The sequence below is a fragment of the Sporofaciens sp. St.21A7 genome (assembly GCF_059728535.1).
In genome coordinates, this window is the sequence record NZ_BAAGFN010000002.1 from 193,956 (window position 1) to 218,022 (window position 24,067).

28 protein-coding genes and 3 pseudogenes are annotated in these 24,067 nt (G+C 37.6%); 19 read left to right on the forward strand and 12 right to left on the reverse strand.

The window, feature by feature from the left end; all coding sequences use genetic code 11:
• Nucleotides 1-36: 36 nt before the first annotated feature.
• The 11 genes and pseudogenes from istA (at nt 37) to AC6I3O_RS27575 (ending at nt 7,578) form a co-directional block, all read left to right on the forward strand.
• Complete coding sequence (gene istA, locus AC6I3O_RS27525) at nt 37-1,599, forward strand: IS21 family transposase (protein ID WP_497853947.1); 1,563 nt, start codon at nt 37-39, stop codon at nt 1,597-1,599.
• Between the two features lie 119 nt (nt 1,600-1,718).
• Complete coding sequence (locus tag AC6I3O_RS27530; RefSeq protein ID WP_497854187.1) at nt 1,719-2,363, forward strand: ATP-binding protein; 645 nt, start codon at nt 1,719-1,721, stop codon at nt 2,361-2,363.
• A gap of 110 nt (nt 2,364-2,473) precedes the next feature.
• Nucleotides 2,474-2,746, forward strand: a complete 273-nt coding sequence (locus AC6I3O_RS27535) for a hypothetical protein (protein ID WP_125128212.1) — start codon at nt 2,474-2,476, stop codon at nt 2,744-2,746.
• 577 nt (nt 2,747-3,323) lie between these two features.
• Nucleotides 3,324-3,512: pseudogene (locus AC6I3O_RS27540) on the forward strand (hypothetical protein); the annotation flags it as partial.
• Between the two features lie 76 nt (nt 3,513-3,588).
• Nucleotides 3,589-4,080 (forward strand): GNAT family N-acetyltransferase, encoded by a 492-nt coding sequence (locus tag AC6I3O_RS27545; RefSeq protein WP_497853950.1) that lies wholly within the window; start codon nt 3,589-3,591, stop codon nt 4,078-4,080.
• A 62-nt stretch (nt 4,081-4,142) separates the two neighbouring features.
• Nucleotides 4,143-4,625 carry a GNAT family N-acetyltransferase gene (locus AC6I3O_RS27550; protein ID WP_120412141.1) on the forward strand — a complete coding sequence of 161 codons (483 nt, stop codon included), beginning with the start codon at nt 4,143-4,145 and terminating at the stop codon, nt 4,623-4,625.
• 73 nt (nt 4,626-4,698) lie between these two features.
• Complete coding sequence (locus tag AC6I3O_RS27555) at nt 4,699-5,253, forward strand: AAA family ATPase (RefSeq protein WP_497853954.1); 555 nt, start codon at nt 4,699-4,701, stop codon at nt 5,251-5,253.
• Nucleotides 5,250-5,762, forward strand: a complete 513-nt coding sequence (locus AC6I3O_RS27560) for a GNAT family N-acetyltransferase (RefSeq protein WP_120412139.1) — start codon at nt 5,250-5,252, stop codon at nt 5,760-5,762. The genes AC6I3O_RS27555 and AC6I3O_RS27560 overlap by 4 nt, the downstream gene beginning before the upstream one ends.
• Before the next feature lie 564 nt (nt 5,763-6,326).
• Entirely contained in the window at nt 6,327-6,821 is a 495-nt protein-coding gene (locus AC6I3O_RS27565) for a hypothetical protein (protein ID WP_300822440.1), read from the forward strand.
• A 249-nt stretch (nt 6,822-7,070) separates the two neighbouring features.
• Nucleotides 7,071-7,322 carry a type II toxin-antitoxin system RelB/DinJ family antitoxin gene (locus AC6I3O_RS27570; protein WP_300822438.1) on the forward strand — a complete coding sequence of 84 codons (252 nt, stop codon included), beginning with the start codon at nt 7,071-7,073 and terminating at the stop codon, nt 7,320-7,322.
• On the forward strand, nt 7,315-7,578 hold the full coding sequence (locus AC6I3O_RS27575; RefSeq protein WP_497854189.1) for a Txe/YoeB family addiction module toxin: 264 nt from the start codon (nt 7,315-7,317) through the stop codon (nt 7,576-7,578). Before AC6I3O_RS27570 ends, AC6I3O_RS27575 begins: the two co-directional genes overlap by 8 nt.
• A gap of 221 nt (nt 7,579-7,799) precedes the next feature.
• Here the strand turns inward: AC6I3O_RS27575 and AC6I3O_RS27580 are convergent, their stop codons facing one another.
• From AC6I3O_RS27580 to AC6I3O_RS27595, 4 genes are read right to left on the reverse strand one after another with little or no spacing between them, the layout of a single operon-like run.
• Nucleotides 7,800-9,359, reverse strand: coding sequence for an AAA family ATPase (locus AC6I3O_RS27580; RefSeq protein WP_129180396.1), 1,560 nt, complete (start codon nt 9,357-9,359; stop codon nt 7,800-7,802).
• Nucleotides 9,360-9,374: 15 nt separating this feature from the next.
• Nucleotides 9,375-9,941: a helix-turn-helix domain-containing protein gene (locus tag AC6I3O_RS27585; RefSeq protein WP_129180398.1), complete on the reverse strand. Its 567-nt coding sequence runs from the start codon at nt 9,939-9,941 to the stop codon at nt 9,375-9,377.
• A 22-nt stretch (nt 9,942-9,963) separates the two neighbouring features.
• Complete coding sequence (locus tag AC6I3O_RS27590; protein WP_129180400.1) at nt 9,964-10,470, reverse strand: GNAT family N-acetyltransferase; 507 nt, start codon at nt 10,468-10,470, stop codon at nt 9,964-9,966.
• Nucleotides 10,471-10,508: 38 nt separating this feature from the next.
• Entirely contained in the window at nt 10,509-10,982 is a 474-nt protein-coding gene (locus AC6I3O_RS27595; protein ID WP_129180402.1) for a GNAT family N-acetyltransferase, read from the reverse strand.
• A gap of 195 nt (nt 10,983-11,177) precedes the next feature.
• On the opposite strand from AC6I3O_RS27595, the gene AC6I3O_RS27600 reads away from it, so the two are divergent.
• Entirely contained in the window at nt 11,178-11,369 is a 192-nt protein-coding gene (locus AC6I3O_RS27600; protein ID WP_120422738.1) for a helix-turn-helix domain-containing protein, read from the forward strand.
• Between the two features lie 12 nt (nt 11,370-11,381).
• Nucleotides 11,382-12,407, forward strand: a complete 1,026-nt coding sequence (locus AC6I3O_RS27605; protein ID WP_497853960.1) for a site-specific integrase — start codon at nt 11,382-11,384, stop codon at nt 12,405-12,407.
• Nucleotides 12,408-12,438: 31 nt separating this feature from the next.
• On the opposite strand, the gene AC6I3O_RS27610 is transcribed toward AC6I3O_RS27605, so the two are convergent.
• The 7 genes and pseudogenes from AC6I3O_RS27610 to AC6I3O_RS27640 form a co-directional block, all read right to left on the reverse strand.
• Nucleotides 12,439-13,833 carry a caspase family protein gene (locus AC6I3O_RS27610; RefSeq protein ID WP_497853962.1) on the reverse strand — a complete coding sequence of 465 codons (1,395 nt, stop codon included), beginning with the start codon at nt 13,831-13,833 and terminating at the stop codon, nt 12,439-12,441.
• 135 nt (nt 13,834-13,968) lie between these two features.
• Nucleotides 13,969-14,265 (reverse strand): annotated as a pseudogene (gene rhuM / locus AC6I3O_RS27615) (RhuM family protein); the annotation flags it as partial.
• A 67-nt stretch (nt 14,266-14,332) separates the two neighbouring features.
• On the reverse strand, nt 14,333-14,836 hold the full coding sequence (locus AC6I3O_RS27620; protein WP_004072069.1) for a DUF6398 domain-containing protein: 504 nt from the start codon (nt 14,834-14,836) through the stop codon (nt 14,333-14,335).
• A gap of 27 nt (nt 14,837-14,863) precedes the next feature.
• The gene (locus AC6I3O_RS27625; protein WP_290451292.1) at nt 14,864-16,420 is read right to left on the reverse strand and encodes an IS1634 family transposase; all 1,557 of its coding nucleotides are present in this window, start codon (nt 16,418-16,420) and stop codon (nt 14,864-14,866) included.
• 131 nt (nt 16,421-16,551) lie between these two features.
• Nucleotides 16,552-17,253, reverse strand: a pseudogene (gene rhuM / locus AC6I3O_RS27630) (RhuM family protein); the annotation flags it as partial.
• Nucleotides 17,254-17,354: 101 nt separating this feature from the next.
• The gene (locus AC6I3O_RS27635; RefSeq protein WP_497853964.1) at nt 17,355-18,467 is read right to left on the reverse strand and encodes a Fic family protein; all 1,113 of its coding nucleotides are present in this window, start codon (nt 18,465-18,467) and stop codon (nt 17,355-17,357) included.
• 239 nt (nt 18,468-18,706) lie between these two features.
• Nucleotides 18,707-18,946 (reverse strand): hypothetical protein, encoded by a 240-nt coding sequence (locus AC6I3O_RS27640; protein WP_497853966.1) that lies wholly within the window; start codon nt 18,944-18,946, stop codon nt 18,707-18,709.
• 223 nt (nt 18,947-19,169) lie between these two features.
• Here AC6I3O_RS27640 and AC6I3O_RS27645 point away from each other — a divergent pair, with 223 nt between their 5' ends.
• The gene (locus tag AC6I3O_RS27645) at nt 19,170-19,403 is read left to right on the forward strand and encodes a flagellar export protein FliJ (RefSeq protein WP_497853968.1); all 234 of its coding nucleotides are present in this window, start codon (nt 19,170-19,172) and stop codon (nt 19,401-19,403) included.
• Nucleotides 19,404-19,523: 120 nt separating this feature from the next.
• Here AC6I3O_RS27645 and AC6I3O_RS27650 read toward each other — a convergent pair whose 3' ends face one another.
• On the reverse strand, nt 19,524-20,075 hold the full coding sequence (locus tag AC6I3O_RS27650) for a helix-turn-helix domain-containing protein (protein ID WP_497853971.1): 552 nt from the start codon (nt 20,073-20,075) through the stop codon (nt 19,524-19,526).
• A gap of 147 nt (nt 20,076-20,222) precedes the next feature.
• Between AC6I3O_RS27650 and AC6I3O_RS27655 the strand changes: the two genes are divergently transcribed.
• From AC6I3O_RS27655 to AC6I3O_RS27675, 5 genes are all read left to right on the forward strand, one after another.
• Nucleotides 20,223-20,873, forward strand: a complete 651-nt coding sequence (locus tag AC6I3O_RS27655) for an AzlC family ABC transporter permease (RefSeq protein ID WP_497853974.1) — start codon at nt 20,223-20,225, stop codon at nt 20,871-20,873.
• A gap of 80 nt (nt 20,874-20,953) precedes the next feature.
• On the forward strand, nt 20,954-21,388 hold the full coding sequence (gene tnpA, locus AC6I3O_RS27660) for an IS200/IS605 family transposase (protein WP_497853913.1): 435 nt from the start codon (nt 20,954-20,956) through the stop codon (nt 21,386-21,388).
• Between the two features lie 160 nt (nt 21,389-21,548).
• Nucleotides 21,549-21,875 carry a branched-chain amino acid transporter permease gene (locus AC6I3O_RS27665; protein ID WP_159757547.1) on the forward strand — a complete coding sequence of 109 codons (327 nt, stop codon included), beginning with the start codon at nt 21,549-21,551 and terminating at the stop codon, nt 21,873-21,875.
• 122 nt (nt 21,876-21,997) lie between these two features.
• Complete coding sequence (locus AC6I3O_RS27670; RefSeq protein ID WP_016220488.1) at nt 21,998-22,573, forward strand: HDIG domain-containing metalloprotein; 576 nt, start codon at nt 21,998-22,000, stop codon at nt 22,571-22,573.
• A 380-nt stretch (nt 22,574-22,953) separates the two neighbouring features.
• On the forward strand, nt 22,954-23,853 hold the full coding sequence (locus AC6I3O_RS27675) for a tyrosine-type recombinase/integrase (protein WP_160282122.1): 900 nt from the start codon (nt 22,954-22,956) through the stop codon (nt 23,851-23,853).
• Nucleotides 23,854-24,067 lie beyond the last annotated feature (214 nt).

Below are 24,067 nucleotides of genomic sequence, written 5' to 3' on the forward strand. Positions count from 1 at the left end.
CCGTACTTTTCAAATACATTTTAAAGGAGGTTTTCTATGTTTAAGAAAACAAAAGTAAGACAGATCCTTGAACTTCTTCACAAGGATCTAAGTGCCAGAGAGATCTCTAAAACTTTGAAGGTCTCTCGTAATTCTGTTGCATTTGTGAAAGAATCTTATGACAAATGTGACAAAGACTGGGATGAAATATGTCTGATGAACGATGACGAGATCTATCACCTTTTTTATCCCCATACCTTCAGGCCAAGAAACAGATTTGCTCCAGTGGACTATTCGTATGTCCACAGTGAATTGAAAAAGGTCGGGGTTACAGAAATGCTGCTATGGGAGGAATACTGTGAAAAGGGTAATGCACAAGGGATTTCCCATTGCTGTTATGCTACATTCGCAAATGGCTATAAACGCTTTATAGCTGATAAAAATTATACCAGTCATATCGAACACAAACCGGGAGTAACTCTGGAGGTTGACTGGTCAGGTCCTACGATGAGCTACATGGATCCTGACAAACAGGAACAGCAAACGGCATATCTGTTTGTTGCGGCTTTTCCGTACAGCCAGTATACCTATGTAGAGGCTGTCGCTTCTATGAACCAATCAGACTGGCTGTCGTGCAATGTCCACATGCTGGAATTCTTTGGCGGGACACCTGTAAGGATTGTCTGTGACAACCTAAAAACAGGCGTGATCAAACACCCGAAACATGGAGAGGTCGTGCTGAATGATTCCTATTTATCTTTTGCAGAACACTACCAGGTTGCAATTATGCCGGCACAGGTAAAGAAACCCAAACAGAAAGCAAGTGTCGAAGGCGCGGTGGGAAAAATTGCAAGAAAGATCATCGGCATGCTCAGAAATGAAACTTTTCATTCTATAGAAGGGCTTAATTCGGCAATCAGAAAAGTGCTTGACAGGCTAAATGACAAACCCTTCCAAAAGAGAAACGGCAGTAGAAAAACAATTTATGAGCTGGAGGAAAAACCATATCTCAGAACCCTGCCAATGCTTCCCTTTGAGATCTGTGAGTGGTCATATAATCACAAAGTAGGCCCGAATTCCCATATATGGTTTCACAAGGGACAATACTCTGTTCCAAGCAGTTACATAAATAAATACGTTGATGTGCAGTATAACAGTTCTCTTGTTTGTATCTACGCCTCACATCAATTAGTAGCTGAGCATAAACGTATTCCCACAGGCATTCGGAATGCGAAAAGAACAGAGATGTCCCATCTTCCATATCCAATATACACTCCGGATACAATGGAATCAACGCTGAATAAAGCAGAAGCTATTGGCAACAGTACAAGAACCGTGATAGGCAGGTTGTATGACAATGCAAAAGTAAAAGAACAGGCTCTTGTAGATGCAAGAACCGTATTGGATATCGCTGGTGTATATGGTAAAGATATCCTTGAAACAGCTTGCAGCCTTGCATTTAAGGACTTTCATCTGATTACTTACAACACGCTTATGCCTTATGTGAAAAGAGCTGCAAAAAACAGAAAAAATGATCTTACAAAAAAGAACGTAAAAGATCATAAGCAGGGAATCGTAAGAGGTGCGGATTATTATAGAGAGGATGGTAAAAATTTATGAATACAGAGATCAAGAAACAATTATCAGTATTAGAACTCAGTGATTTAGTGGCTGTGATCGAGGCTCAGGAAAAAGAAGTATCTTTTGTTGACCTGACTTACAATGAGAGACTTTAGCATCTGCTCTCAGCTCTAATAACAGAACGGCAGAACAGACTGATCACCAGGCTGACAAAGAATGCAGATTTAAAGTATCCCAATGCAAGCCTTGAAACTTTAGACTGTGATGCACGAGAGAGCAGTAGGGAGAAAATCGCAAATCTTGCAACCATGGGATTCGTAGGTGCTGCAACAAACCTGATCATTACAGGCCCGACGGGTGCCGGGAAAACCTATCTTGCATGTGTCCTGGGTGTAGAAGCATGTAAACAGACTCTCCGGACGTGTTATATCAGAATGCCGGATATGCTGGGACATTTTCAGGCCCACAAAGATAACCTCAGAGAGCAGGTACGATACCGGAAGAAACTGGGAAACTATAAAGTGCTGATCATAGATGAATGGCTGAACTATAAGATCAATGAGAAAGAGTCAAAATTCATATATGAGTTGGTAGAACAGCGTTGTGGAAATAATCCGACGATCTTTGTCGGGCAATACGAGGTCTGTGACTGGCATGAACGGTTAGGCGGCGGAACCCAGGCCGATTCTATTATGGACCGGATCATACATAACTCTTATTCCATACCGACTACCGAAAATAACCTCAGAAAGCTGTACGATTCTCAAAAAGCCAGAAAACTTATGGAGTCCTTAAACTCATAAAAACGCAGATTTATTTTTGTATGTGGCAGACGATAAATCAACCGTTAGCAGGAAACACTGATGACTCTTTAGATGCCACAACATTTATTCCTTTTATCAGGAGGTTTTTAATGAAAATAAAGTTAGACGAACCGACCATTCCTAATGATATTCGACAAAAAATACGAAATCTACGAGTATTGCTTGATCTGGCAGACAATTTAAGGGATGAAATCCTGGCATGGTATACAGCCGAACTAAAATCTTATGATTTCAGAGCTGATGCACAGCAAGAATTATTTAATCCTGGAACAGGAACCACTGTTGAAGGGATATCAGAACTTGCCATCATGGAGGCACTTTCCGAGCTTCAGATTTTTAATGAAGTAAGAAAGAAAAAATGAGGTGAAATTTATTTGCCATTAATTTGAAGCTGTTATTTTAAGCTTTGTTCAAGTTTTATGCAAAAGATTGTCTCGGTGATTTCGATTAGCAGACAAAGAGAGGGAAGAGCCGGTCATCAAAGGTTCTGTCTTCTTTCGTTCAAAAAGAGAATATGCTGGAAAAATAAGATTTCGAGGAATTTCGTATCAGCATAGCTGGCCAAAGGTCTGCTTTGTTATTTCTTAATTTTATTCAGGAACATTCCAAAATTACTCTGGACAATCCATGATATTTTCAGTACAACTATATCTTGTATCTTATAGATGGCCCCCAAGCATTAAAATCAGGACGGATTTTGGGTGGCTCTCAAGCTTTAAATTGGTGGCTCCCAAGCATTAGAATAATCACAATACCTCCTTCTTGGTTTTCTGGCATGAAAAAAGGGTTTGACCTCTCTTGTCAAGCCCCGGTAGTTGGGGTGCCTCCTTTCCCTGCGCCCATGAAAAAACCGCCCTTCGTTGTGAAAGAGCGGTTTTTCAGTAGGTTGGCAGTCCATTATTTTGTTTTTTTATATGTATCCCTTTGTACACTGTTGCAAAAGAAAACAATAATACAATCCGCAATCTGACCGGGGAATATAAAAAGATTGAGCCGGATTGTCGGGAGGGAGTGCGGGCGCAGTTGGAGCGCATGAAAGAATTGTGCAAGGAGCGTAACAGTCTGTACGAAAAGCAGAATGATTTGAAAGGGCAGAAAGAGAAAATAGAGAAGTCGCTAGAACGATAAGAAATATGGGGTGTGGCGGTTGCTATGCCCTATATTTTTGTGGAAAATAAAAATAAGAAGTGGTATACTCAAATAAATGAATTTACGAAACTGCAAAATAAGAAGTTATAGGAGTAACAATATGGTTGAACTTAGAGAAATTACATCGGATAACCTTGAAGATGTGTTAAATTTACAGATATTTGAATATCAAGACAAGTTTGTATCATCAACTGCTCATGCATTAGCGCAGGCATATGTTTATCGTGAAACAGCTTTTCCTTTTGCAGCATATGTTGGTGATACATTAGTTGGATTTATTATGTTAGGATATTATAAACCTAGAAGCCAATATACGTTATGGAAATTTATGATAGATAAACAATATCAGAAAAAAGGATATGGCAAAGAAGCGTTGACGTGCGGAATTACATATTTGAGAGAAAAATTCAATGTAAGAGAAGTATATACAGGAGTTCTCTTGGGTAATGAAATTGCAAAACATTTATACACGTCTGTCGGATTTGCGGAAACAGGAATTATTGAGGATAATATGATAGAAATGGTTTATCTGTTTAGCGAAATATAGAAACATTCATATGTCTATTTGTAAATAATTTGAAATATGTACAAGTAATGAGGTAATCATACATGATTAGACAAGCTAATAAACAGGATATTTCAAGGATAGCCGAGATTATTGTGTTTGGAAAAAGGGTTGCATATAGACCTATATTTGAAAATGATTATGTGTCATTTAACGAGTTGCAGGTTGTTCGTTTATATGAAGAATATAAAAATAATCCAGATAGATTAGATGGAATGCTATTATATGATGATGGAATTATCAAAGGGATAATAAACGGACATTCTATAGGTGATAAGACAATTGAGATTACGGATTTTTATGTTGAACCTTTTTTTGTAGGACAGGGGATAGGAACACTTTTAATAAAATATCTGATTCAGCAAGTAAGAAAAAAAGGAGTTCATAAAATAGTATTATGGGTTATAAAAGATAACATAAAAGCTAGAACGTTTTATGAAGATAATGGCTTTGTCAATAGTGGAAAAATGTGCATAATAGAAGGTACTACAAAAGAGGATTGTTGCTATGAGTATGTTCTTGAATAAGAGGATATATGTGTAGTGCCAAATTTGAGCTTGCAAAGAGCTTGATAACCCAGAAGTTGCTTAAGGAGATTTTATGGGAATTATTATATGTGGATTAAATGGTAGTGGAAAGAGTACATTGGGTAAAATTCTTGCAGAGAAGTTACATTTCCATTTTATTGATATTGAAAATTTGTATTTCCCTAAAACATATTCTAATTATATATATGCTTCTCCACGTACCCGTGAGGATGTAGCGGAACGATTGCTCTGTGAGATACGAACACATGAAAACTTTATTCTTGCTTCTGTTAAAGGAGATTATGGAGAAGAGTTATATTCATTTTTTCAATGTGCCATATTGCTTGATGTTACACGGGATATTAGATTGCAGCGAGTGAAAGATCGTTCTTTTCAGAAGTTCGGTAATAGAATGTTATCGGGCGGGGATTTGTTTGAGCAGGAAGAAAAATTTTTTCGCTTTGTTGAATCCAGAAATGAAAGTACTGTTGAAGAATGGGTAAAGTCCTTGAAATGCCCGGTTATGCGGATTGATGGAACAAAGTCCATTGATGAGAATACGAACTTGATTATAACACTTATGCAGGGTAAAAATTTATTTGCTAAAGAAATGGGGAATAAAAAATGATTTGTAAAATAAGAAAATGGAAACTATCAGATGCAAAAGATTTGGCAATGGCTCTCTCCAACAGAAAGATACAAGATAATCTTCGGGACGGAATGCCTTATCCCTATACAGAGCAGGACGGAATAGATTATATTTCTTCTATGATTTCCGCAGATGAAAATGAAACTTTTGCTTTTGCTATTACAGTAGATGACAAGGCGGTGGGAAGCATTGGCGTTTTTCGACAGGACAATATTCATAGGCAGACTGCCGAGTTGGGATACTATATTGCCGAGAAATACTGGGGTAAAGGTTTAATGACTGAAGCGGTAACGCAAATGTGTGAATATGTTTTTGAAAAGAGTGATATTATCCGTATTTACGCAGAGCCATTTGCATACAATGCAGCGTCTTGTAGAGTGCTTGAAAAAGTGGGATTCCAGTATGAGGGTACATTGAGAAGCAATGCTGTAAAAAACGGTAAAGTTATCGACATGAAGATGTATTCTTTACTGAGAACGGAAATATAGCTTCACGTTTATAATGTAGTGATGGTAGCGGAAAATTGTTCTTCCTTATTGATTATATATACATGGTGCTAGCACCATGTATTAAGGATAGATAAGGAGAAAAGAGGTATCGTCGTGTTACGCATTAGACGTTATGAGAGCTTTATTTTGCGTGAACTTACAACTATAAAATGAACGTAGGAGATATTCTGTACTTTTATCATTGAAAACGGCTTTTAATCCGTAACATTTCAAAAATAGGTTGCCAAATTACCGGGATTTGCTATAATAAATGCGTGGCAACATTTTGGCAACAGAAAATCAGCAAGCCATAATAAATGATGTAATTGATGTAAAAATGGGCGTGTATTCGCATAAAACCTAAACAAATACAGTTAATAATAATAAAGAACACGCCGAGTTCGAGTAGTGCAAGAGTATATTATTTATTTTATATGGCAGGTAGTCTATGAGATTGCCTGCTATATTTACAATCTATTGTTTCAGAAAAAATTAGGTGGTAAGTTGTTGCCAATAGAAATGGGTATTTATATAAAATTGACGAATAGTTAATGAGGATAGTATATGAAAAGTACGAAAAAGGATTCAGAGAAAGTGGAAGAAAAAGCACCGTTTGCGCAGAGACATCCTAGAATCAATTTTGTGATAGGGTTGGTTTTGTTGGTAATACTTGTGTTTGGAGCAATATTATTTATATGGCTTATATTTTCTTGCTTAGGGAATGGAATTGAGCATTTGGTTGATTTCCTGAAAAAGTTTGTAAGTACCACAGATAAAGTAATTATTGTGGCAATGATAACAGGTATGGTGTCTATAGTCGGTGTGGTTTTTACGTCTGTAATAGCAAAAATCATTGATTACCGATATAATGTAAAAAAATATTTATACGACAAAAGAGAGGCACCGTATGAACAATTTATAAGCATAATTTATACTATTATGGAAGATACAAAAAAACCTGTAAATGAGCAAATGACAGAATCTGATAAGTTTAGAATGATGTCGGATTTTTCCAAGGGATTAACGTTATGGGGGTCAAATAAAGTAGTAAAAAAGTAGTTAAGATACAGAAAAGCGTCACTGGAAGACATGAGCCCAGAGAACTCTTTATTACTATTGGAAGATATCATTTATGAAATCAGAAAGGATGTTGGACAAAGAAAAAGGTTGGGCAAAGGGGATATGTTATCCATTTGTATAAATGATATTGAAAAAATAATAAAGAAGTAAGTATTTGTATAGAGATATGCTTTACAAATGCTACGATATGGGATATACTAATACCATCATGAAGAAAGAGGTGATATAATGGCTCAAATCAGTTTGCGCATAGAAGATGATGTAAAAAAAATGGCAGAACAGGCTTGTGCTGATATTGGTATGTCTTTATCAACAGCTATAAATATTTATTTAAAAAAATTAGGGCGAGAGAAACGAATACCATTTGAAGTATCTGTCGATCCTTTTTATTCGCAGGAAAATATGACCAGGCTTAAGGAGTCTGTAGCGCAAATGGAAGCTACAGGTGGTACGGTGCATGAGGTGGACTTTGATGATTAAGGCATGGTCAGATGCGGCGTGGGAAGATTTTGAATATTGGACAAAACAGGATAAAAAGACTTTAAAACGTATTCTCCAATTGTTGAAGGATATTGACCGGAATGGCTACGAGGGAATAGGAAAGCCAGAAAGGTTAAGTGGTGATTTGGCATCCTATTGGAGCCGGCGGATAGACGATGCAAACCGTATTGTTTATCGGATAGAAGATAATGTGATAAAGATTGTTCAATGTGGTTCTCATTATAGAGATAAATAAGGGCGGCAACATTTTGGCAACGGAAAATCAGCAAGCCATAATAAATGATGTAATTGATGTGAAAATGGGCGTGTATTTGCATAAATCTTAAACAAATACAGTTAAGAACAACAAAGAACACGCCGAGTTCGAATAGTAAACAGAAAGCCGGGAAGCCGCATAAACAGCGGACTTTCCGGCTTTTGATGTGGGGCGTGATACCTTTTTGATACCTATATTTGCTAATAAAAGATTTGATTTAATGAAGTGCCTAATTTTTCTTCAAAATTAGAATAGTTATTACAACTTATTACAAGTTCACACATATTTTTTCTAAATTCACTTCTTGTTCCGCCATTGTTAATGTATTCTTTGGAAAGAATTGAAAAAAGATTCTTTCCATTAGCAAAATATTCTATATCAGTTTTGGGTTGCTTATTTTGTGCAACATCCAAATTGCGTCTATTAACTATATTTTCAAGATACTCAGATTCAAACCAATTTATTTCGGTTTTAAATTTGAATAATCGATCTCGGATTAAGCGCATAAGATTATGGTTTTTTAAATCAAAAATTTGTTTTTTTAGGTATTTTTCCAAACTTTCTATAGGTAAAAAAAGTACATTATCAAAAGGAACAGTAGACCAAAGATTTTCTTCGTTTTTCTTTTTAAGAACAATCTCTTTGACATCTCCGTCAATAATACTAATAATATGTGTTACGTTTGAAAATACACGGTCTTCTAATAGATTTTGATGTAAGTCTAAAGTGTTGTCATAGCCGCCAATAGGGAGAACTTGAATTCTTTTATTTTGTTCTAAATTACATTTTTGTATAAATGCTTCTACAATATATTGAGCCAGGTCATCTTCAACCAATATTATAACATCGTAACCGCTATGATAATAAATATCTCTTGTAACATAGGCTGGATAGCATGGTGTTTCACATTTTATGGCAGAAGAATCTGTCTGTTTAAGATAAAATAAATTATCTATTGGCAGAGAGTGGATGATTTCTAAAGAGTGAGTAGAAAAATATGTTGCAACATTATAGCGGTGTGCAATATTTCGCATAAAATCAACAAGTCTTTTTATTGCTGAAGGATGTAAAGCTAACTCAACTTCATCAATGAGTATTAGATTTAGATTTTCATTATTATTAACACGTACAAGAAGATTATTTAGTAAGTGAAGCAAATTTATTAACAAAAATTCACCAGTGCTGAGATCAAAATAGCTTAGTAAATTTTCTCCGTTTTGGAAAAAATAGGGTACTCCTGAGTAATGATATATCCGATAAGCTTTGTCACGCTCTAGTCGAAATAAATTTTGATAGTAATATTTATTATTATGCAATATTAGACCAAGGTTTTCTTTTACAAATGGGTCGGCGGGAACAACTAAATTGGGGTTGACGTGTTGCAGTTTTTTGTAAGCTCTATATGATGAAGTGTTAGAGAATCGAGTGCCCTTTGTAATACTGCCTTCTTGAAAACCCCTTAGATTTAGACATTGTTCTGTAATACAGTTCCATTGATTTTGTTCATTAGGTTTCCATATTTCGTGATTATTATTTAAAGAATATGATATATAGGAATCTGATTTAAAATCAAAATCACGTAACATAGAAAAATTAATAGGACGTACTAAACGTGGAGAAATTGCAGATAATACAGTGCTTTTCCCAATGCCATTAATGCCTGTAATTGCGTAAACATCAGGATTAAGGGGCATATTGATTTCTAAGAATGAAATTCCACGTATATTTTTTATTTTTACTTGTAATATATTGTTTTCCATAAAAACTCCTTATATCTATTTTTTCCATTTATAACTATTATTTTTCTTATCATGCCCTTTTTCATCAACACTACTGCTCGTAGCAGGCCAGTTGATTTTCCACTCGAAATACTCGTCCTCGGAAATTTCCCCATTCTTCAACTGCTCTTTCCTCAAACACCACTCCCGCATGAAATCATTGACTAACCCATACTCTAGCCACATACCCACCGGGGCATGAGTAGGCCAATCATCATTATCATAGTAACGCACCGATTTATCATCAGAAGCGTTGCATTTGCCGGGATTACGGACAAGCTGAAATAAATGGATCGTGCTACGGTCGTCTTCGTCAAGCCAAAGGAATGTGAGCATAATATCCTCGGCGCAACCGGGAGTGACACCAATAAAATGGATATAATTGACATTCAGTATCTTTGCCATTTCCATTAAAGTGTTGTTTTTGGGAACACGATAGCCGGATTCATACTGTGCGATACGAACATCGGCATTGCGTTCCTCATATCCCAATTTCAAGCCTAGTTCACGCTGTGTCAAGCCCCGGAACGTGCGTATTCTCTTTATCCGTTCTCCTAATACCATAATCATGTGTCCTTTCTGAAAATTAGAGTGATTGTTTTGAAATTATCATGTTACATCTACTCCATAACTCGTCTTTATATGCAAATACATCTTTATCAATCTTTCTTTCAACAAAGCCGATTTTTTCATAACATTGTTTCGCTAATGTGTTTTCATTGAAAACATTTAGTTGAACCGCTTTTGCTCCACTTATCTGAAAAGCGTATTGCAGAGTTAGATTCAGCATTTCTTTTCCGTAACCTTTTCCACGTTTAGTTTTATCAACAATAACAAATTTAAGAAAACCGATATTGTCTGCTGTATTGACAGAATAACAGAAGAAGCCTACTGCCTGTCCGCTGTTTTCTGTTGCGACATAAGCACTGTCCGTCCAGTCCATTGCATTTTTCTCTAATAAATCATGGAAAGATTTTTGTGTCATGGGGTATGGCAAAAGATTTGCACACCAAAAAGCATGAGTTCTTTCGTCATCAATCCATTTTGATACATATTCGTAATCTTTGCTTGGTATATACGGTCGGATTCTCATAAATGGAATGTCCTTTCTCCAATTTATTTATAAATTTGTTATAGGTAATACACCATAATATATTCTTCCTCATTCTCCCTTACAATCTCAAAACCAATCTTTAAATACATCTTTGCCGCATAATTATCTTTTTGAACAGAAAGAGAAACCCGACTGTACCCATGTGATTTAAGCAGGTTAAGAATTTCTTTCATCATAGCCGTTCCAATGCCAAAGCCCCGGTACTCTTTATAAAGAGAGATTGCCAAAGAGGGCGTTTCATCATCTATATGTCCGTAATCGTTCATACTGCGAACCCAAACAGCACCGACAATCTTACCGTCAACCTCTGCTGCTAATCCCCAATCATCTTTGGATTCCCCGAAACGCTCAACATAAACCTGTAATTCGGGAGATGTAATGATGGTTTTAGGTGGAGGTTCGATACCATCTGGAACGAAAATTGCTTCATATAGAAAATTATCCAGTAACGGATATTCCTGTTTTTGTATTTTTCGTATCGTTACGTCCATAGCTGACCTCTCAATTCTGTATTCTCCATATATTCTAGCATAATTCAGATAATACAGCAATAAAAACTTATCAGAAATGCTAAATTTAATAAAAAAGATAAGTTTAACAAATAGGCTATTGACAATAACAGAAATGTTAAGTATAATTCAAATACAGAACTTAACAAAAACGCTAAATAAAAAGGAGGATATTGAATGAAGAATGAACTATTTGTAACTGCCGGGGAGGTAGCGCAGGAGTTGGGTGTTTCCAAACCATTTGCTTACAAATTAGTACGACAGATGAATGAGGAACTGGAAGAAAAAGGTTTTATCACAATCGCCGGACGTGTCAGCAGAAAATATTATGAAGAAAAATTCTACGGCATGGCGCAGGCGGCGAACTAAGGAGGGCAGGTTATGGCGGCATATAAAGATGAACAGCGTGGAACGTGGTATGTATCGTTCCATTATTATGACTGGACGGGAAAAAACTGCCGGAAAGTCAAGAGAGGTTTCAAAACCAAAAGAGAAGCTACGGAATGGGAACATCATTTTCGCATGAAAGAAGCGGCTGACTTGGATATGACTTTCGGGGAATTTGTGCAGGCATACACAAGGGATATGAAGCCAAAGCTGAAGCGCAATACTTGGCTGACAAAAGAGCATATTTTACGCACAAAATTGTTGCCGTACTTTGAGAATAAGAAAATGTGTGATATTCGTGCAAAAGATATTATCCAGTGGCAGAATGAGCAGATTTCCTATCGTGATGAAAAAGGAAAGCCCTTTGCGCCGACTTATCTGAAAACTCTGCAATCTGAATTGAGCGCATTATTTAATCATGCGGTGCGCTTTTACGAATTAAAAAGCAATCCCGTTGTTAAAGCCGGACCACTTGGGAAAGGGAAAGCGGAGGAAATGCTTTTTTGGACGAAAGAGGAATACCTGAAATTCATTGAAGCAGTAAAAGACAAGCCATATTCCTATCAAGCATTTCAAATTTTATATTGGTGTGGCTTGCGTGTTGGCGAACTTTTAGCACTCACGCCGCAGGATATAGATTTTGATAACAAGGTCATTCGGATAACAAAATCTTATCAGCGATTAGAGGGAAAAGATGTGATAACAGACCCCAAAACACCGAAAAGCAAGCGAAATGTCAGTATGCCGGATTTTTTATGTGAGGAATTAAAAGAGTATCTCGGCAGGCTGTACGGGCTTCTCCCGACTGACCGTATCTTTCATCTGACAAAAAGTTTCCTGCACCATGAAATGACGAGAGGGGCAGGGAAAGCAGGGGTAAAGCGCATTAGAATCCACGATTTAAGGCACCCGTATGTCAAACCTACGACAAAAAATATATACCTGTATACTAGGTTCCGATTTGAAAATGCCAGCCGGTCGCTGGCATTTTCTGGATTGTTAGCACTTTCTTTGATTTAACAGATACCATCTGTTGAATTGAGTAGAAAAGTTATTTGGGTTCAATATATTCAAGTAATGTTTTTTCAATAAAGTCAACAGTTTCCTGTAAACGCTTTATCTGATAACGATACCAATCCGATTCATTGAAACTATCATATTCAAATTTTGTGTAAACATATTTTGTGTAACGACCATTTTCATATTCTTTCCAGCCCTTTCGGACAAATTGTTTTGTGCATGTAAAAACATAGAAGAAAGTAGGGCTATATACAAAAATAAATGGTACTACATAGTCGGGCAAATTGCTATCCGAGGCCTTAAAGTGGATAGCAAAAACAGATGGAAGTTGATTTGCCACGGATTGATATGATACAGGAATATCCTTATAGCCTGAAAAAAGAGATTCCACCAGAGGATTTTGTTTTTTGACGGAGGTATACTCCACTTCAATAAACAAATTTTCCTTTTCCATCCTGCCATGTAACATTTTCACAAGACTGGTATCTTCATGGTATCTATGGTATTCATAAGGAAAATTTGTTTTGCACTCACATTCATAAAACTCATTCAAAAAGCTGTGTTCCAATTTCCAATTATTTAGAGCATCTTGAATTTTCTCAAGCATTGATTTCACATCACCATCATCCCGGCATTTACCTAAATACGCTTTAACAGCATCAATGTTCGACTGCGAATTATCGTTGATATCAGAAGTTTCTGGATGAAGGCTTTGTAAATACGCTAATACATTTGAGTTTTTTTCAAAAAACAACTCCGTGCCATCACACTGCGTGCTAAAATATGGAGTCTGTATGCCTCCTGCTGAATTGAAAATGTCACTCAAGTAATTTTGAATGTCTGTAAATTTTACGGCTGGTGCTGATATACTTTCAACGGCATCTATGATAGCTTTTGTAAATTTACTATAAAGATCCTCAGCATAAGATGATTGAGATTTTAATGACGAATATATGAAAATACAATTCTCAAATCCTTTTGCTTCAATGCACTTGAAATCGCCATCTATTTCATCAATGCCTTTTATGTAGGCAACCCCAGATTGGCAAGCATCAATGATTTTGACATATAGCTTAGGAGCACATTTTCGAATAATATCATCAAGTTCAGAGTTGTTGAGAGAAGTACTATTGATTTTACTTACATCGGTATCGTACAATGCATAATGCATACCCTGTTCATCCTGTTTTCCATGACCACTAAAATAAAACAAAACCTCACCAATATCTGTAGAATCTATGGGTAAAAAAGAAGATATTTCTTCTTGTATTTGATGCTTTGCCGCATTATTTGCTATTCGCAACACTTTATATTTTCCTGTTGCTGTTAGTAATCCCTCCATAAGATTGGCATCATTTTCACAAGATGGTAATGCGGAAGCATATTTATATTTATCAACACCAAGAATAATTGCATAGTTGCTCATATTTATTTCATCTCCTATCGAATGTATTAGCAAACCCTTCCAGAAAACCAATATTCCTGTGGGCTTCAATCAGTAAAACAGCCAATTCGTCATCCATCTGATACATATAACATCAAAGAGTATAAGGTAATGGATTTAATTCTTTTCTTCCAACTCTTGTAATTCTTCTATACTTTCAAGAAAATGACATTCCACAGGAGAAAGGATATCCTTCTGCTTTTTCCGATATTTCTCGTACTCTCCATGCGCCTTTTCAAGAGCCTGTTTATGTGTAACTCTTCCTTTTGTGGTTAAAATATCCCTTCTTGTCATTTTCAGATAGTCATCAATTGTTTCTAGCCAGTCTTTCATATACATGGGTTCTTGATTCAAGGCATGGACTTCCGCAATATCTAAATACGCCGTAACAATTTTATTTAGCGCATCTATTTCTTTTTCGCTTAAACCGTAACTTCCTAAACTTAGGTATTATAGAGTCAAGAAATTACATAAGAATTAGCTATGGCTCTTTTTTATATGCGGGAACAAATGGAATCAGTCCTTTTTCATAACATATCTCCTGTATTTCTACTGGAAGCATTCTGGCATCAAATACCAATCCATCTATGGAAACCATCCATAACATAGGATTACTGGCAGCTTCTGATGGAAGACACCATTCAGCGTGAAAATAGTCAATTTTCAACATTTTCTTAATCTGGGCTGCCTTAGAAGATGCTGTAGATGCAGCAACCTCGAATGGGGCTGCCAGATCTTTCGCTGTCATATGGATTGGTTGGTTTTTATCAAATATAAAATTATTACTCCCAATTGCATAGACAATCCCTGCAGCCCAGGTAGTACTCCTGCCACTTTTTAATGGCGACGGCCGTTTACGGCATAACTTTTCAAGTGCATGAAGGCACAATTCTTCATATTCTTTATTCAGATATTTTTCACTATACTCAATCAACAGCTTTGAAATTTTCTCATAGGTTTCTCTCATTTCTTTTGGAACATTCATCTTTAGTCTCCTTCTCTGTTAGAAGTATTAGTTCTTTTTATTCGATTTTTCGGGAACGATTCTTTTCATTTCTTCCGGAAAAATATTACGCAGTTTATCTATAGAGACCTTTGTTGGAATTTCCCGGATTTCTTCACCGTTGATTTTCTGGTAAGTAAAACGTTTAAGGTATGTCATTATGTCTTTGACAGAATACCTAGACGTGAGGCCGGCTGCTTTAATACAGTTAAATACACGATAGTAAAGCATCATGGAAATATGGTTCAAAAACAACCATCCATTATAAGCATCCGAATCCTGCATATAGGACTTATCATCTTCCAGAACATCTTTATAGACTTTATTTGCATCTTCTATGGATTCACGTTCTTTGTAGGTTTCATAAAGTTTTTGCGCTTTCAAATCCATGTCAGTCCGAAGTGTCAGTGTGCCCATACGTACTTCCTTTTCCTGAAAATCCACAAAGGTGTATCCTTTGCAGCCACGCTCAATACGTTCATTATAATCTTTGATTTCCTGGTTCTTCAACCCTAGATCCGTAAATGTTATGACCAAATCTTGCAAAACAGTTATTTTGCGTTCCGCTCCTGCCTTTACCCGTCCGCGTTGTTTGACCGCTTTATATTTTTTCATAGTGCAGTAGTAAATCGTCCGGTTATGATATTGGAACATTCCTTCCATATGGCTGATTCCTTTCTTTAGACTTTGATAGTCTATCATGGAATCATTTCTTTTGAGCGGCACGATATAAGAGATTCCATTGTCCTGAAGATATCGAAAATTTTCATCCGAACCAAACCCCTTGTCGGCAATCATTATAAAATTTATCATACCAAATTCATCTAATGCATTTTTCAGGACGGATACATCTGGTTTATCGCCGGCATTTACTTTGAAATAAGCAGGCCCGAAAGTCGGACACAGACTAAAGCAATACAGAAGGTTCATTTGAGGATCCTGAATGGAGCAGTGGTTATAACCAATCTGGGCAAGGTTTAAATTCTCTGAATAAGACACAATGCGTGTTCCATCAAAAAGAAGGAATTCACTGCCTACCGTATAAAGTTTCATAAAATTCACCTGTGCCAGCCGGTTTCTGCCAATTTCCCTAAGCAGAGCGGTAAGCTCGTTTTTTCCAAGTCTTATGCGGGGATGAAGTACCGTATCATAAGAATTCGAGTAAAGGAAATCCACTCTTTTTAAGGCAGTTGGTTCAATCAACCGTATTTTGCCTATAATAAAGATTGCTTCCGCAAGTTCATCCCGGTAAAAAAGCTGAAGGTTTTCCAAAATATCCGAACCTAAAAGCTCCAACATCTCGACAGCGCCGGCTTCAAGAGGCCTGCCAAGCTCCAACGGTTTCATAAGGGTAGCTTTTTGTCTATGTTTTGCCGGGATCAACCCGGAATCTTCGGTAATCTTTCCAAGATAACCCGTAGATATTTTTTTTGGTTTTTTAGTCATCGGATCATAAACTGTTTTGAAAGTATATAAATAATAGCAAGAGCCTACTTTCTTAATTTCACGACCTTCTCCCCTGAATTCTTCTACCCATTTCGGATAGTTTGCTCGTTTACTCTTCATATCTTCATCTCCTGATATAATACCTAATAGGTATTATATCATAAAAAATACCGAAAAGCAAGGAAATCCAATGCTTGTCGGCATCCTATAATACCTTTATGAATATGGAATAAGAGGGTAATACCTAAACTAAGGAAGTTACGGCTTAAATAATTCTTTGCGATCTCTACATCAGAACGTTTAATTTCCTTTCCAGCCCACGCTGTTAATCCCATATTGTCCTTATCTGCATCTGCCCGCTGATAGATTACTTCTGCCGCCGTGTGCTTATGAGCCGCCCAGTGCATTTTATTTTGTACCTGCTTAAAAAATATAATTGAACTTTCTGCTTTTGGGTCATAATCAATACTTGTTGCATATATTTCCAGAACTTTTCTCCAAAATACTTTTTCAGAAGAACGAATATCACGGATACGAGCTAACAATTCATCAAAATAGTTTCCGCCTCCGAGATTCTTAAGCCGATCATCATCTAATGCGAACCCTTTTTTCATATATTCCTTCAAAATAGAAGTAGCCCATATTCTAAACTGTGTTCCTCTCAGGGATTTTACCCGATAACCAACGGAAATAATAACATCTAAATTATAGAAATCCACCTGATAGGTCTTGCCGTCAGAAGCAGTGTAGGCAAATTTTGCCCAAACTGCTTCTTTTTCCAATTCTCCTTCTTTAAAAATATTTCTTACATGTTTTCCAATTACACTTTTATCCCGTTGAAATAATTCCGCCATTTGATCTATAGAAAGCCAAACTGTATCATGGTCAAATGTAACTTCTATTTTTATGACTCCATCTTCTGTAGTGTACATGATGATATTTGATTGCGTCATTATGTCCTCCAAATCTTAGATATTTATCGCTGCCTAAAGTTCAGGAATAAAGAGCCAATAATTTAATCTTATCGAATATTCCCTTAAAACGAACATTAATCTTATATCAAATGGGATGCAAGCGCAGTATACTTCCAAATACGATTCCTCATGTTGTCGTTTTCTTGAGTGACGATGCCATTCGAACTCAACAAGTGCAGGGCATTTGAGATTGAATTGAACGAACTTCCCAACTGTGTGGCGGCATGGGAAATGCTAGTCACAGGAAAAAGCTTAAGATAATTATATACACGCCAAACACTTTTGGGTAGCAACTGTATATCTTCTAATTGTTTTATATCTTTTGCTACAATATCTTCATACTGTATCAGTAACTGAGCTGACCGTTTTGCAGTTTCATTTATAGCATTTACACAAAATTTGATCCACCGAATATAACCACCACTGTATTGAGTAGTTTGAAGCAAGTCGAAGTATTCATTCTTGTTGTGATACAAATACTCGGACAGACATATTAGCGGTCTTGCTTCTCCAACGATATTGCACAATATCGTTGGAACAATGATTCGTCCTACAATCCCGTTATATCTCTCAAATGGATGTATCATCTCAAACTGATAATGCACTAATGCAGCCTTAATTAACGGATCAGTGTCTTTGTCATTATATAGATAAGCAGAAATATCGGCCAGCGCTGGCAAAACTGCGTCAGGGGCTGTAGGGTTGTAAGATATAAGGTTCGTCCTGACACCCAATAAAAAAGTCTGTTTGTCCCTAATATCAATTGGCTTGCTAACTACATCACCATATAATGCAATTCCGCAAAGTTCACTTAGAACTGGAGCTGAAATTGTCCTATCTATCGCTTTCTTGTATGCCAGTTTGAGATTAGTAATTGATGCAATATCGTTTTTACCACTCCCGCGACTGGCAAGTACCTCGTGAAAAGTGAGAGTATCGTAATCAATCATTCGGGAATATGTGCATTCTTTTAATAGCATTAATTCGACGAACGCTTCTCTATTTGGGGCATACTTAAAAAGTCCCTTTAAAAATCCAATATTTCGATGAACTTCAATTAGCAAGGCAGATAGTTCATCGTCCATTTTATACATATCCCCATGCATCAGAGGACGTGGGGTAAATGTGTAATATTTAAAATTATTTATGCTACCATCAATATGTTCAATGTAATCTCCAGTATAAGGAATCATCTCATATACCTCAATAGTAAAAATCTATTTTCAGTATATCATTAATATTGAAATAAATGAAGTGCAATTTATTGAGTTTATTTCAAAAATCAAAGAAATAGTGCAATATAAATTCAAAAGCAAGTTTCATGACTTAGGCACCCGTATGTCAAGCCCACGACAAAAAAATTACAACTTTTTTTGAGGATTTCCGGGCAGCCGCATAGCTGCCCGTAGTTGCTTAATACGGTATTCATGGCTCACGCCTCCTTTCCTGGTTCGCTTATTCCTAAGAAATCCTGTGTCACATATTCAATCTCGATCCGGTCTCCCGGAAAGATATAGACCTTACTGATAAGCCTGTCAATCAGGGCTTGCGTCAGTGTGTCGGCGCTGCCTACTTCCTGAACGATCTCACGCTGTTTCAGCTTTGCTTCATAATCGCTCTGTATCTGCTTGGTCTGTGCGGTAATGGCGGCATGGACATTCCTTGCCTGCACCAGTTCCGCGTCATATACCGCCTTGCGTTCCTGGTAGGTTTCCAGGTCAATCTCTCCAAGTGCATACTGTTCATAAAGCTGCCGTTTGCTGTCCTGGATAGAGCGCAGCTTTTCTTCGTGCTCGGCCTGCTTGAAATATTAAAGAAAAATGGAAAGAAAAGTATAGTAATTTCACCGGATCGGTGGTAGGATGTAGATAATATTTTTGATTGGAGGACGAGCAATGGCTGGAAGACGTAAAAAACAAAATAATCTTACATTGGAAGAGCAGCTGGAAGCTGTGGAAAAGGATATCGCAGAATGTAAAGAACATATGAAAGTATTGAAAGAAAAGAAGAAGGAATTAAACAGCCAAATTGAAGAGGCTCAAAAAGAAAGATTGTACAAGGCAGTAGCTGAGTCAGGAAGAAGTATTGAGGAAATCCTTGAAATGCTTTCAAAGGAAGATTCAGAATAGATGATAAGCCATTATAGGAATAGGTATCCTATAGTGGCTTTTTTTTAATTTGACAAAATATTGGCAGACAATAGTGAACGTGGATTATAGTGAGTCTGTATTGGAAGGCAGATGAAGATGTTAATTAGGGTAGTAGTTGATTACCATGAAAGCCGCCATTATATTTTTCTGATTGATGTAAGTATGACCGATGGAGGAGTCGAATACAAGAGAATCTCCTTCTTCCAGTGTATAATCCCCTGTTTCCGTATGAAGAATCAGCGCCCCGCGAATCACATAAACATATTCTTGGGCTTTTTTGGAATGTCCAATAGAGGCATTGGAGGATTGGGCGTCTAATTCTACATAAAAAAGTTCAAAATTCCGGACGGGAGTACTTTTGAAATAGCAGTATACCCGGTAATGCTCGGCTTCCCCTTTCTGTGCAGTAGTTTCTGACCTGCGTATAACAGTCGCCTCTTTTTCGATACCGTCCATTAGTCGGGTGTATGGCACATTCAATCCATTGGCAATCTTCCAGATGGTGTTGATGGTAGGATTGCTGCCGCCTTTTTCTATATCTGACAGCATCGCTTTGCTGATACCTGATATTTTTGATAGCTGTCCCAGTGTCAGGTTCCGTTCTGTTCTTAAATTTCTCAGATTAATTGCTATAACTTTTCCCAGTTCCATAAAATTTCCTTTCTGCTTGACAGATATATCGAACAGTTGTAAAATATAAAAAACAAAATCGTTCAAAATATCAGACGAATGTACAGTATGATATTCCACATTATAAAAAATATCGAAAAGGAAGTCAACAAAAGGGAGAAAAATTTGATGAAAACAAAAGCATTTAAGGCGGCATTGCCTTATACACTGCCGATTTGTGTGGGTTTTTTATTTCTTGGGATGTCCTATGGGTTTTTGATGAGGAGTAAAGGCTTCTCATTTGTTTATCCAATGCTTATGAGCATGTTTATATTTGCTGGTTCTATGGAATTTATCACAGCAGAACTCTTGCTGTCTGCTTTTCATCCGCTGCATGCTTTTTTTCTGGCATTGATGGTGAATGCCAGACATCTGTTTTATGGGATATCAATGTTGGAAAAATATAAAAATACGGGATGGAAGAAACCATATCTGATTTTTGGCATGTGTGATGAATCTTTTACTGTCAATTGTACGGTAACGCCTCCTGCGGATGTTGATAAAGGCTGGTTTATGCTTTTTGTAACACTGTTGAACCAGATTTACTGGGTCTCTGGAGCGACGCTTGGGGCTCTTTTGGGATATGTCATTCATTTTGATACAACGGGGATTGAGTTTGTCATGACAGCTTTATTTGTAGTGATGTTTATAAATCAGTGGGAGGAGGCAAAAGACCACCGGCCGGCTTTGACAGGTCTTGGATGTTCTCTGCTTTGTCTGCTGATATTTGGGAGCGGGAATTTTATTGTCTGTATAATGGGGTTAAAACCCTCGCCTTAAGGCGAAACCTTTAGGTCAACCCCATAACTTCAAGTTTAGAAAAAAGTAAAAATAGAAATACTAAACGTGAGGTGAAGAATATGGAGAATTATAGAAAATCGTCACATTGCACGTATGATATTAAGTACCATCTGGTTTGGATAACAAAATATAGAAAACCGGTGATAACAGGAAAGATAGCGGTACGGACAAGAGAATTAATCCGAATCATATGCGAAAAGAACGAGGTAGAAATCCTGGCAGGGCATGTAGGAAGTGCTCACATCCATATGCTGGTATCAGCACCGCCGCATCTATCAGCAAGTAAGCTGGTACAATATATTAAGGGAACAACATCCCGAAAATTGCAGATGGAATACAAAGAATTGAACAAGCAATTCTGGGGACGGCATTTGTGGGCAAGAGGATACTTTGTGGCAAGTAGTGGAAATGTAACAGATGAAATTATCAAAGAGTATATTAAAAATCAAGATTTACAAGAGAAATTAAAAACAGACAACTTTGAAATAAGTTAAAGATAAAAGGAATAACAAAGAGCAGAGACAACTTTAGGCTGCTTTAGCAGCACACCGAACCTACCGGCTTTAGCCGGTAGTGGTTCAGTTTGCCGGCGATGGCTTTGATTATACTGTGTTTTTCTGCTGATAAGAAGAGAAAAGATAAGGGGGCGGTATTATGACAGCCGTACAGGAGATTGTTACAATAATTGTAGTGGTGGCTGGCACTATGCTTACAAGGTTTCTTCCGTTTATTATATTTCCGGAAGGGAAGAAGCCGCCGGCATACATATCTTATTTGGGAACGGTACTTCCATATGCGGTGATTGGGCTTTTGGTGGTTTACTGCCTAAAGGATGCTTTTGCCGGAAAGTATTTTGTGATACCGGAGATGATTGCAGTTTCCTCTATTGTTGTGCTTCATAAATGGCGAAAGAACACGTTGCTCAGCATCGGGGGAGGAACGGTTTTGTACATGTTTTTGGTACAGGTTTGTTTTCGTTAGCATTTCCTTACGGGAATGTCATGCCGCCGTATGATGGGTACCGCGGCCATTTATACAATTTTTTAATTTGCCGCTGAACCAGCGGTGGGAAACATTACATTATTATACTAGGAGGTTTTACAATGGAAAGAAAGTTACCAAGGGAAGAAGCGTGGGGGCTGCTGACGGGATATACAAAGACATTGGCGCTCCAAAGGCATGCATTGGCTGTGGAAGCAGTGATGAGGCATTTTGCACGTTTAAATGGCGAAGATGAGGACGTATGGGGTGTGGCCGGGTTGCTGCATGATTTGGATTATGAGAAATATCCAGAGGAACATTGCAAAAAGGCAGAAGAAATCATGCAGGCGCGGGGAATTGATGAAGCCTATATCCGTGCTATGAAATGTCATGGCTATGGACTTTGTACGGATACGAAACCGGAAAGCCGGATGGAGAAAGTATTGTTTACAGTGGATGAACTGACGGGTCTGATTAATGCGGTATGTCTGATGCGCCCATCCAAAAGTGTATTGGATCTGGAAGTAAAGTCTGTAAAGAAGAAATTTAAGGATAAGTCTTTTGCGTTCGGCGTCAATCGAGATGTTGTCCGCAGTGGCTGTGAGATGCTGGGGATGGAACTGGATGAAGTGATTCGGGAAACTATAGAAGGCATGAAGGAGAAGGCTGCGGAAATAGGACTGAAGGGGAATCTGTAGTTTGGCTTAAGACCCCGGGTATAAAAATATAGTTATGTGTATTTAGCGTATAGTTTTTGTGGAAATCCAGCGGGCTATGCGCTATTTTGTTAGACCTAGAGTCTGTTTATCAATTACGGAGTTTTTAGAGTTCCGAAAAATGGTATATTGATTTGATATTGCTCCTTGCCAAGTAGACAGGTAAATTCGCTGCGTGTTGATTATGAAAAGATTTTAAGGAATCTGTGGTAGGGAATGCTAAAGTAGAAGATAGTGCGGAGTAATCAAATTTATAGTATCACTTGAATTTGACATATAATATATGTTATAGTATGAATATATACTTATAACATATTGTGAATCCGCTTCCGCGGATCAGTCAACAAGGGAGGGCAGGCCAAATGAACAACATACACGCTTCCGACCAGTTTCTGCAAGTAATCTGGCCAGATTTTACTGCACATTTCCGTAATGAAGTCAGTATTGCGTCATATGAAGTAGATGTGGCCGAATTTATGCGGTTCTGCGAGAGTGATTTTTTACAGCTGGACTATGAAAAAGCAGAAGCCTATTTTGAATATCTGCAGAAGAAACTGGAGACAGGAAAGATGCAGCCAAGCACAATGGCAAAGAAAATCCGGGAATTGCATTCCCTGGCTGAATATATCTGTGATGAGCGTGGGAAATACAAGGTCCCGGCATCATTTCGGGACTACTTCCTTCCTTATTTAAAAAGGATTGCAAAGATAGATAAATACGCAAAGACGATCCCGGTAGAACATATTGATAAGATATTTACTGAAGCGCAGGATGACCTCCAGGCATATTGTATTTTTGCCCTGCTTCAGAGGGTAGGGCTTTCATCGACAGAGATTGTAGGATTGAAGCTGTGTGATATTGTTGCATATGACAATGGTGTGTATGCGGAACTGCCAAGCCGGAAGGACCCCTGTTTTATACCGGAGGATGTGTTTGTGATTTTAGGGCAGTATATTGCCCAGAGGCAGGAACAAGAATATCTGTTCTATAACAGCCGCGGGAATAAGCTGAATACCATGTATATCAGCAGGCTCATGAAGAAATATACAGAACTTGCCGGCGTACCGAATTACAGTGCAGAAGCGCTGAGAAATACTTGTGCGGTCACAATGTTTGCATATGAAGCAAGCCCGGAGCAGGTAGCCAGGCAGATGGGGGTCACACAGATTCAGATCAAACGTTATAAGAATCTGTCTTACCGGGACAACCTTGTCCGTGCAGCGAATGAGTTAGTGAAAGTAAGGGTGGAGCCTCCGAAGTAGGGAAAGGCTGCGGATACATTTCACCCTAACAGTAAGGTTTTGTATTTTATGCTTGTAAAATGTCAAATAAGAGAAAAGGGCGGTTGGAATTAGTGTGGATTAACATTATAAAGTTTTTGACATTCTGCTTCGTATGCAATATAATGAACGCATAAAGATTCTTTTCATACTCTGATTCTTAGGAAGAGGAGAAGGCGTGAAATCCCTGGTAACA

Excerpts from the sequence above, each read along its gene's own strand:
- AC6I3O_RS27560 (WP_120412139.1), top strand. The coding sequence starts at position 5,250 with ATGATTTGTAAAATAAGAAAATGGAAACTATCAGATGCAAAAGATTTG.
- AC6I3O_RS27550 (WP_120412141.1), top strand. The coding sequence starts at position 4,143 with ATGATTAGACAAGCTAATAAACAGGATATTTCAAGGATAGCCGAGATT.
- AC6I3O_RS27565 (WP_300822440.1), top strand. The coding sequence starts at position 6,327 with ATGAAAAGTACGAAAAAGGATTCAGAGAAAGTGGAAGAAAAAGCACCG.
- AC6I3O_RS27620 (WP_004072069.1), bottom strand. The coding sequence starts at position 14,836 with ATGAATGTTCCAAAAGAAATGAGAGAAACCTATGAGAAAATTTCAAAG.
- AC6I3O_RS27675 (WP_160282122.1), top strand. The coding sequence starts at position 22,954 with ATGAACAACATACACGCTTCCGACCAGTTTCTGCAAGTAATCTGGCCA.
- AC6I3O_RS27655 (WP_497853974.1), top strand. The coding sequence starts at position 20,223 with ATGAAAACAAAAGCATTTAAGGCGGCATTGCCTTATACACTGCCGATT.
- AC6I3O_RS27575 (WP_497854189.1), top strand. The coding sequence starts at position 7,315 with ATGATTAAGGCATGGTCAGATGCGGCGTGGGAAGATTTTGAATATTGG.
- AC6I3O_RS27590 (WP_129180400.1), bottom strand. The coding sequence starts at position 10,470 with ATGAGAATCCGACCGTATATACCAAGCAAAGATTACGAATATGTATCA.
- AC6I3O_RS27650 (WP_497853971.1), bottom strand. The coding sequence starts at position 20,075 with ATGGAACTGGGAAAAGTTATAGCAATTAATCTGAGAAATTTAAGAACA.
- AC6I3O_RS27635 (WP_497853964.1), bottom strand. The coding sequence starts at position 18,467 with ATGATTCCTTATACTGGAGATTACATTGAACATATTGATGGTAGCATA.
- AC6I3O_RS27585 (WP_129180398.1), bottom strand. The coding sequence starts at position 9,941 with ATGGTATTAGGAGAACGGATAAAGAGAATACGCACGTTCCGGGGCTTG.
- tnpA (WP_497853913.1), top strand. The coding sequence starts at position 20,954 with ATGGAGAATTATAGAAAATCGTCACATTGCACGTATGATATTAAGTAC.
- AC6I3O_RS27600 (WP_120422738.1), top strand. The coding sequence starts at position 11,178 with ATGAAGAATGAACTATTTGTAACTGCCGGGGAGGTAGCGCAGGAGTTG.
- AC6I3O_RS27595 (WP_129180402.1), bottom strand. The coding sequence starts at position 10,982 with ATGGACGTAACGATACGAAAAATACAAAAACAGGAATATCCGTTACTG.
- AC6I3O_RS27555 (WP_497853954.1), top strand. The coding sequence starts at position 4,699 with ATGGGAATTATTATATGTGGATTAAATGGTAGTGGAAAGAGTACATTG.
- AC6I3O_RS27625 (WP_290451292.1), bottom strand. The coding sequence starts at position 16,420 with ATGAAGAGTAAACGAGCAAACTATCCGAAATGGGTAGAAGAATTCAGG.
- AC6I3O_RS27535 (WP_125128212.1), top strand. The coding sequence starts at position 2,474 with ATGAAAATAAAGTTAGACGAACCGACCATTCCTAATGATATTCGACAA.
- AC6I3O_RS27580 (WP_129180396.1), bottom strand. The coding sequence starts at position 9,359 with ATGGAAAACAATATATTACAAGTAAAAATAAAAAATATACGTGGAATT.
- AC6I3O_RS27645 (WP_497853968.1), top strand. The coding sequence starts at position 19,170 with ATGGCTGGAAGACGTAAAAAACAAAATAATCTTACATTGGAAGAGCAG.
- AC6I3O_RS27570 (WP_300822438.1), top strand. The coding sequence starts at position 7,071 with ATGGCTCAAATCAGTTTGCGCATAGAAGATGATGTAAAAAAAATGGCA.
- AC6I3O_RS27610 (WP_497853962.1), bottom strand. The coding sequence starts at position 13,833 with ATGAGCAACTATGCAATTATTCTTGGTGTTGATAAATATAAATATGCT.
- AC6I3O_RS27605 (WP_497853960.1), top strand. The coding sequence starts at position 11,382 with ATGGCGGCATATAAAGATGAACAGCGTGGAACGTGGTATGTATCGTTC.
- AC6I3O_RS27670 (WP_016220488.1), top strand. The coding sequence starts at position 21,998 with ATGGAAAGAAAGTTACCAAGGGAAGAAGCGTGGGGGCTGCTGACGGGA.
- istA (WP_497853947.1), top strand. The coding sequence starts at position 37 with ATGTTTAAGAAAACAAAAGTAAGACAGATCCTTGAACTTCTTCACAAG.
- AC6I3O_RS27545 (WP_497853950.1), top strand. The coding sequence starts at position 3,589 with ATGAATTTACGAAACTGCAAAATAAGAAGTTATAGGAGTAACAATATG.
- AC6I3O_RS27665 (WP_159757547.1), top strand. The coding sequence starts at position 21,549 with ATGACAGCCGTACAGGAGATTGTTACAATAATTGTAGTGGTGGCTGGC.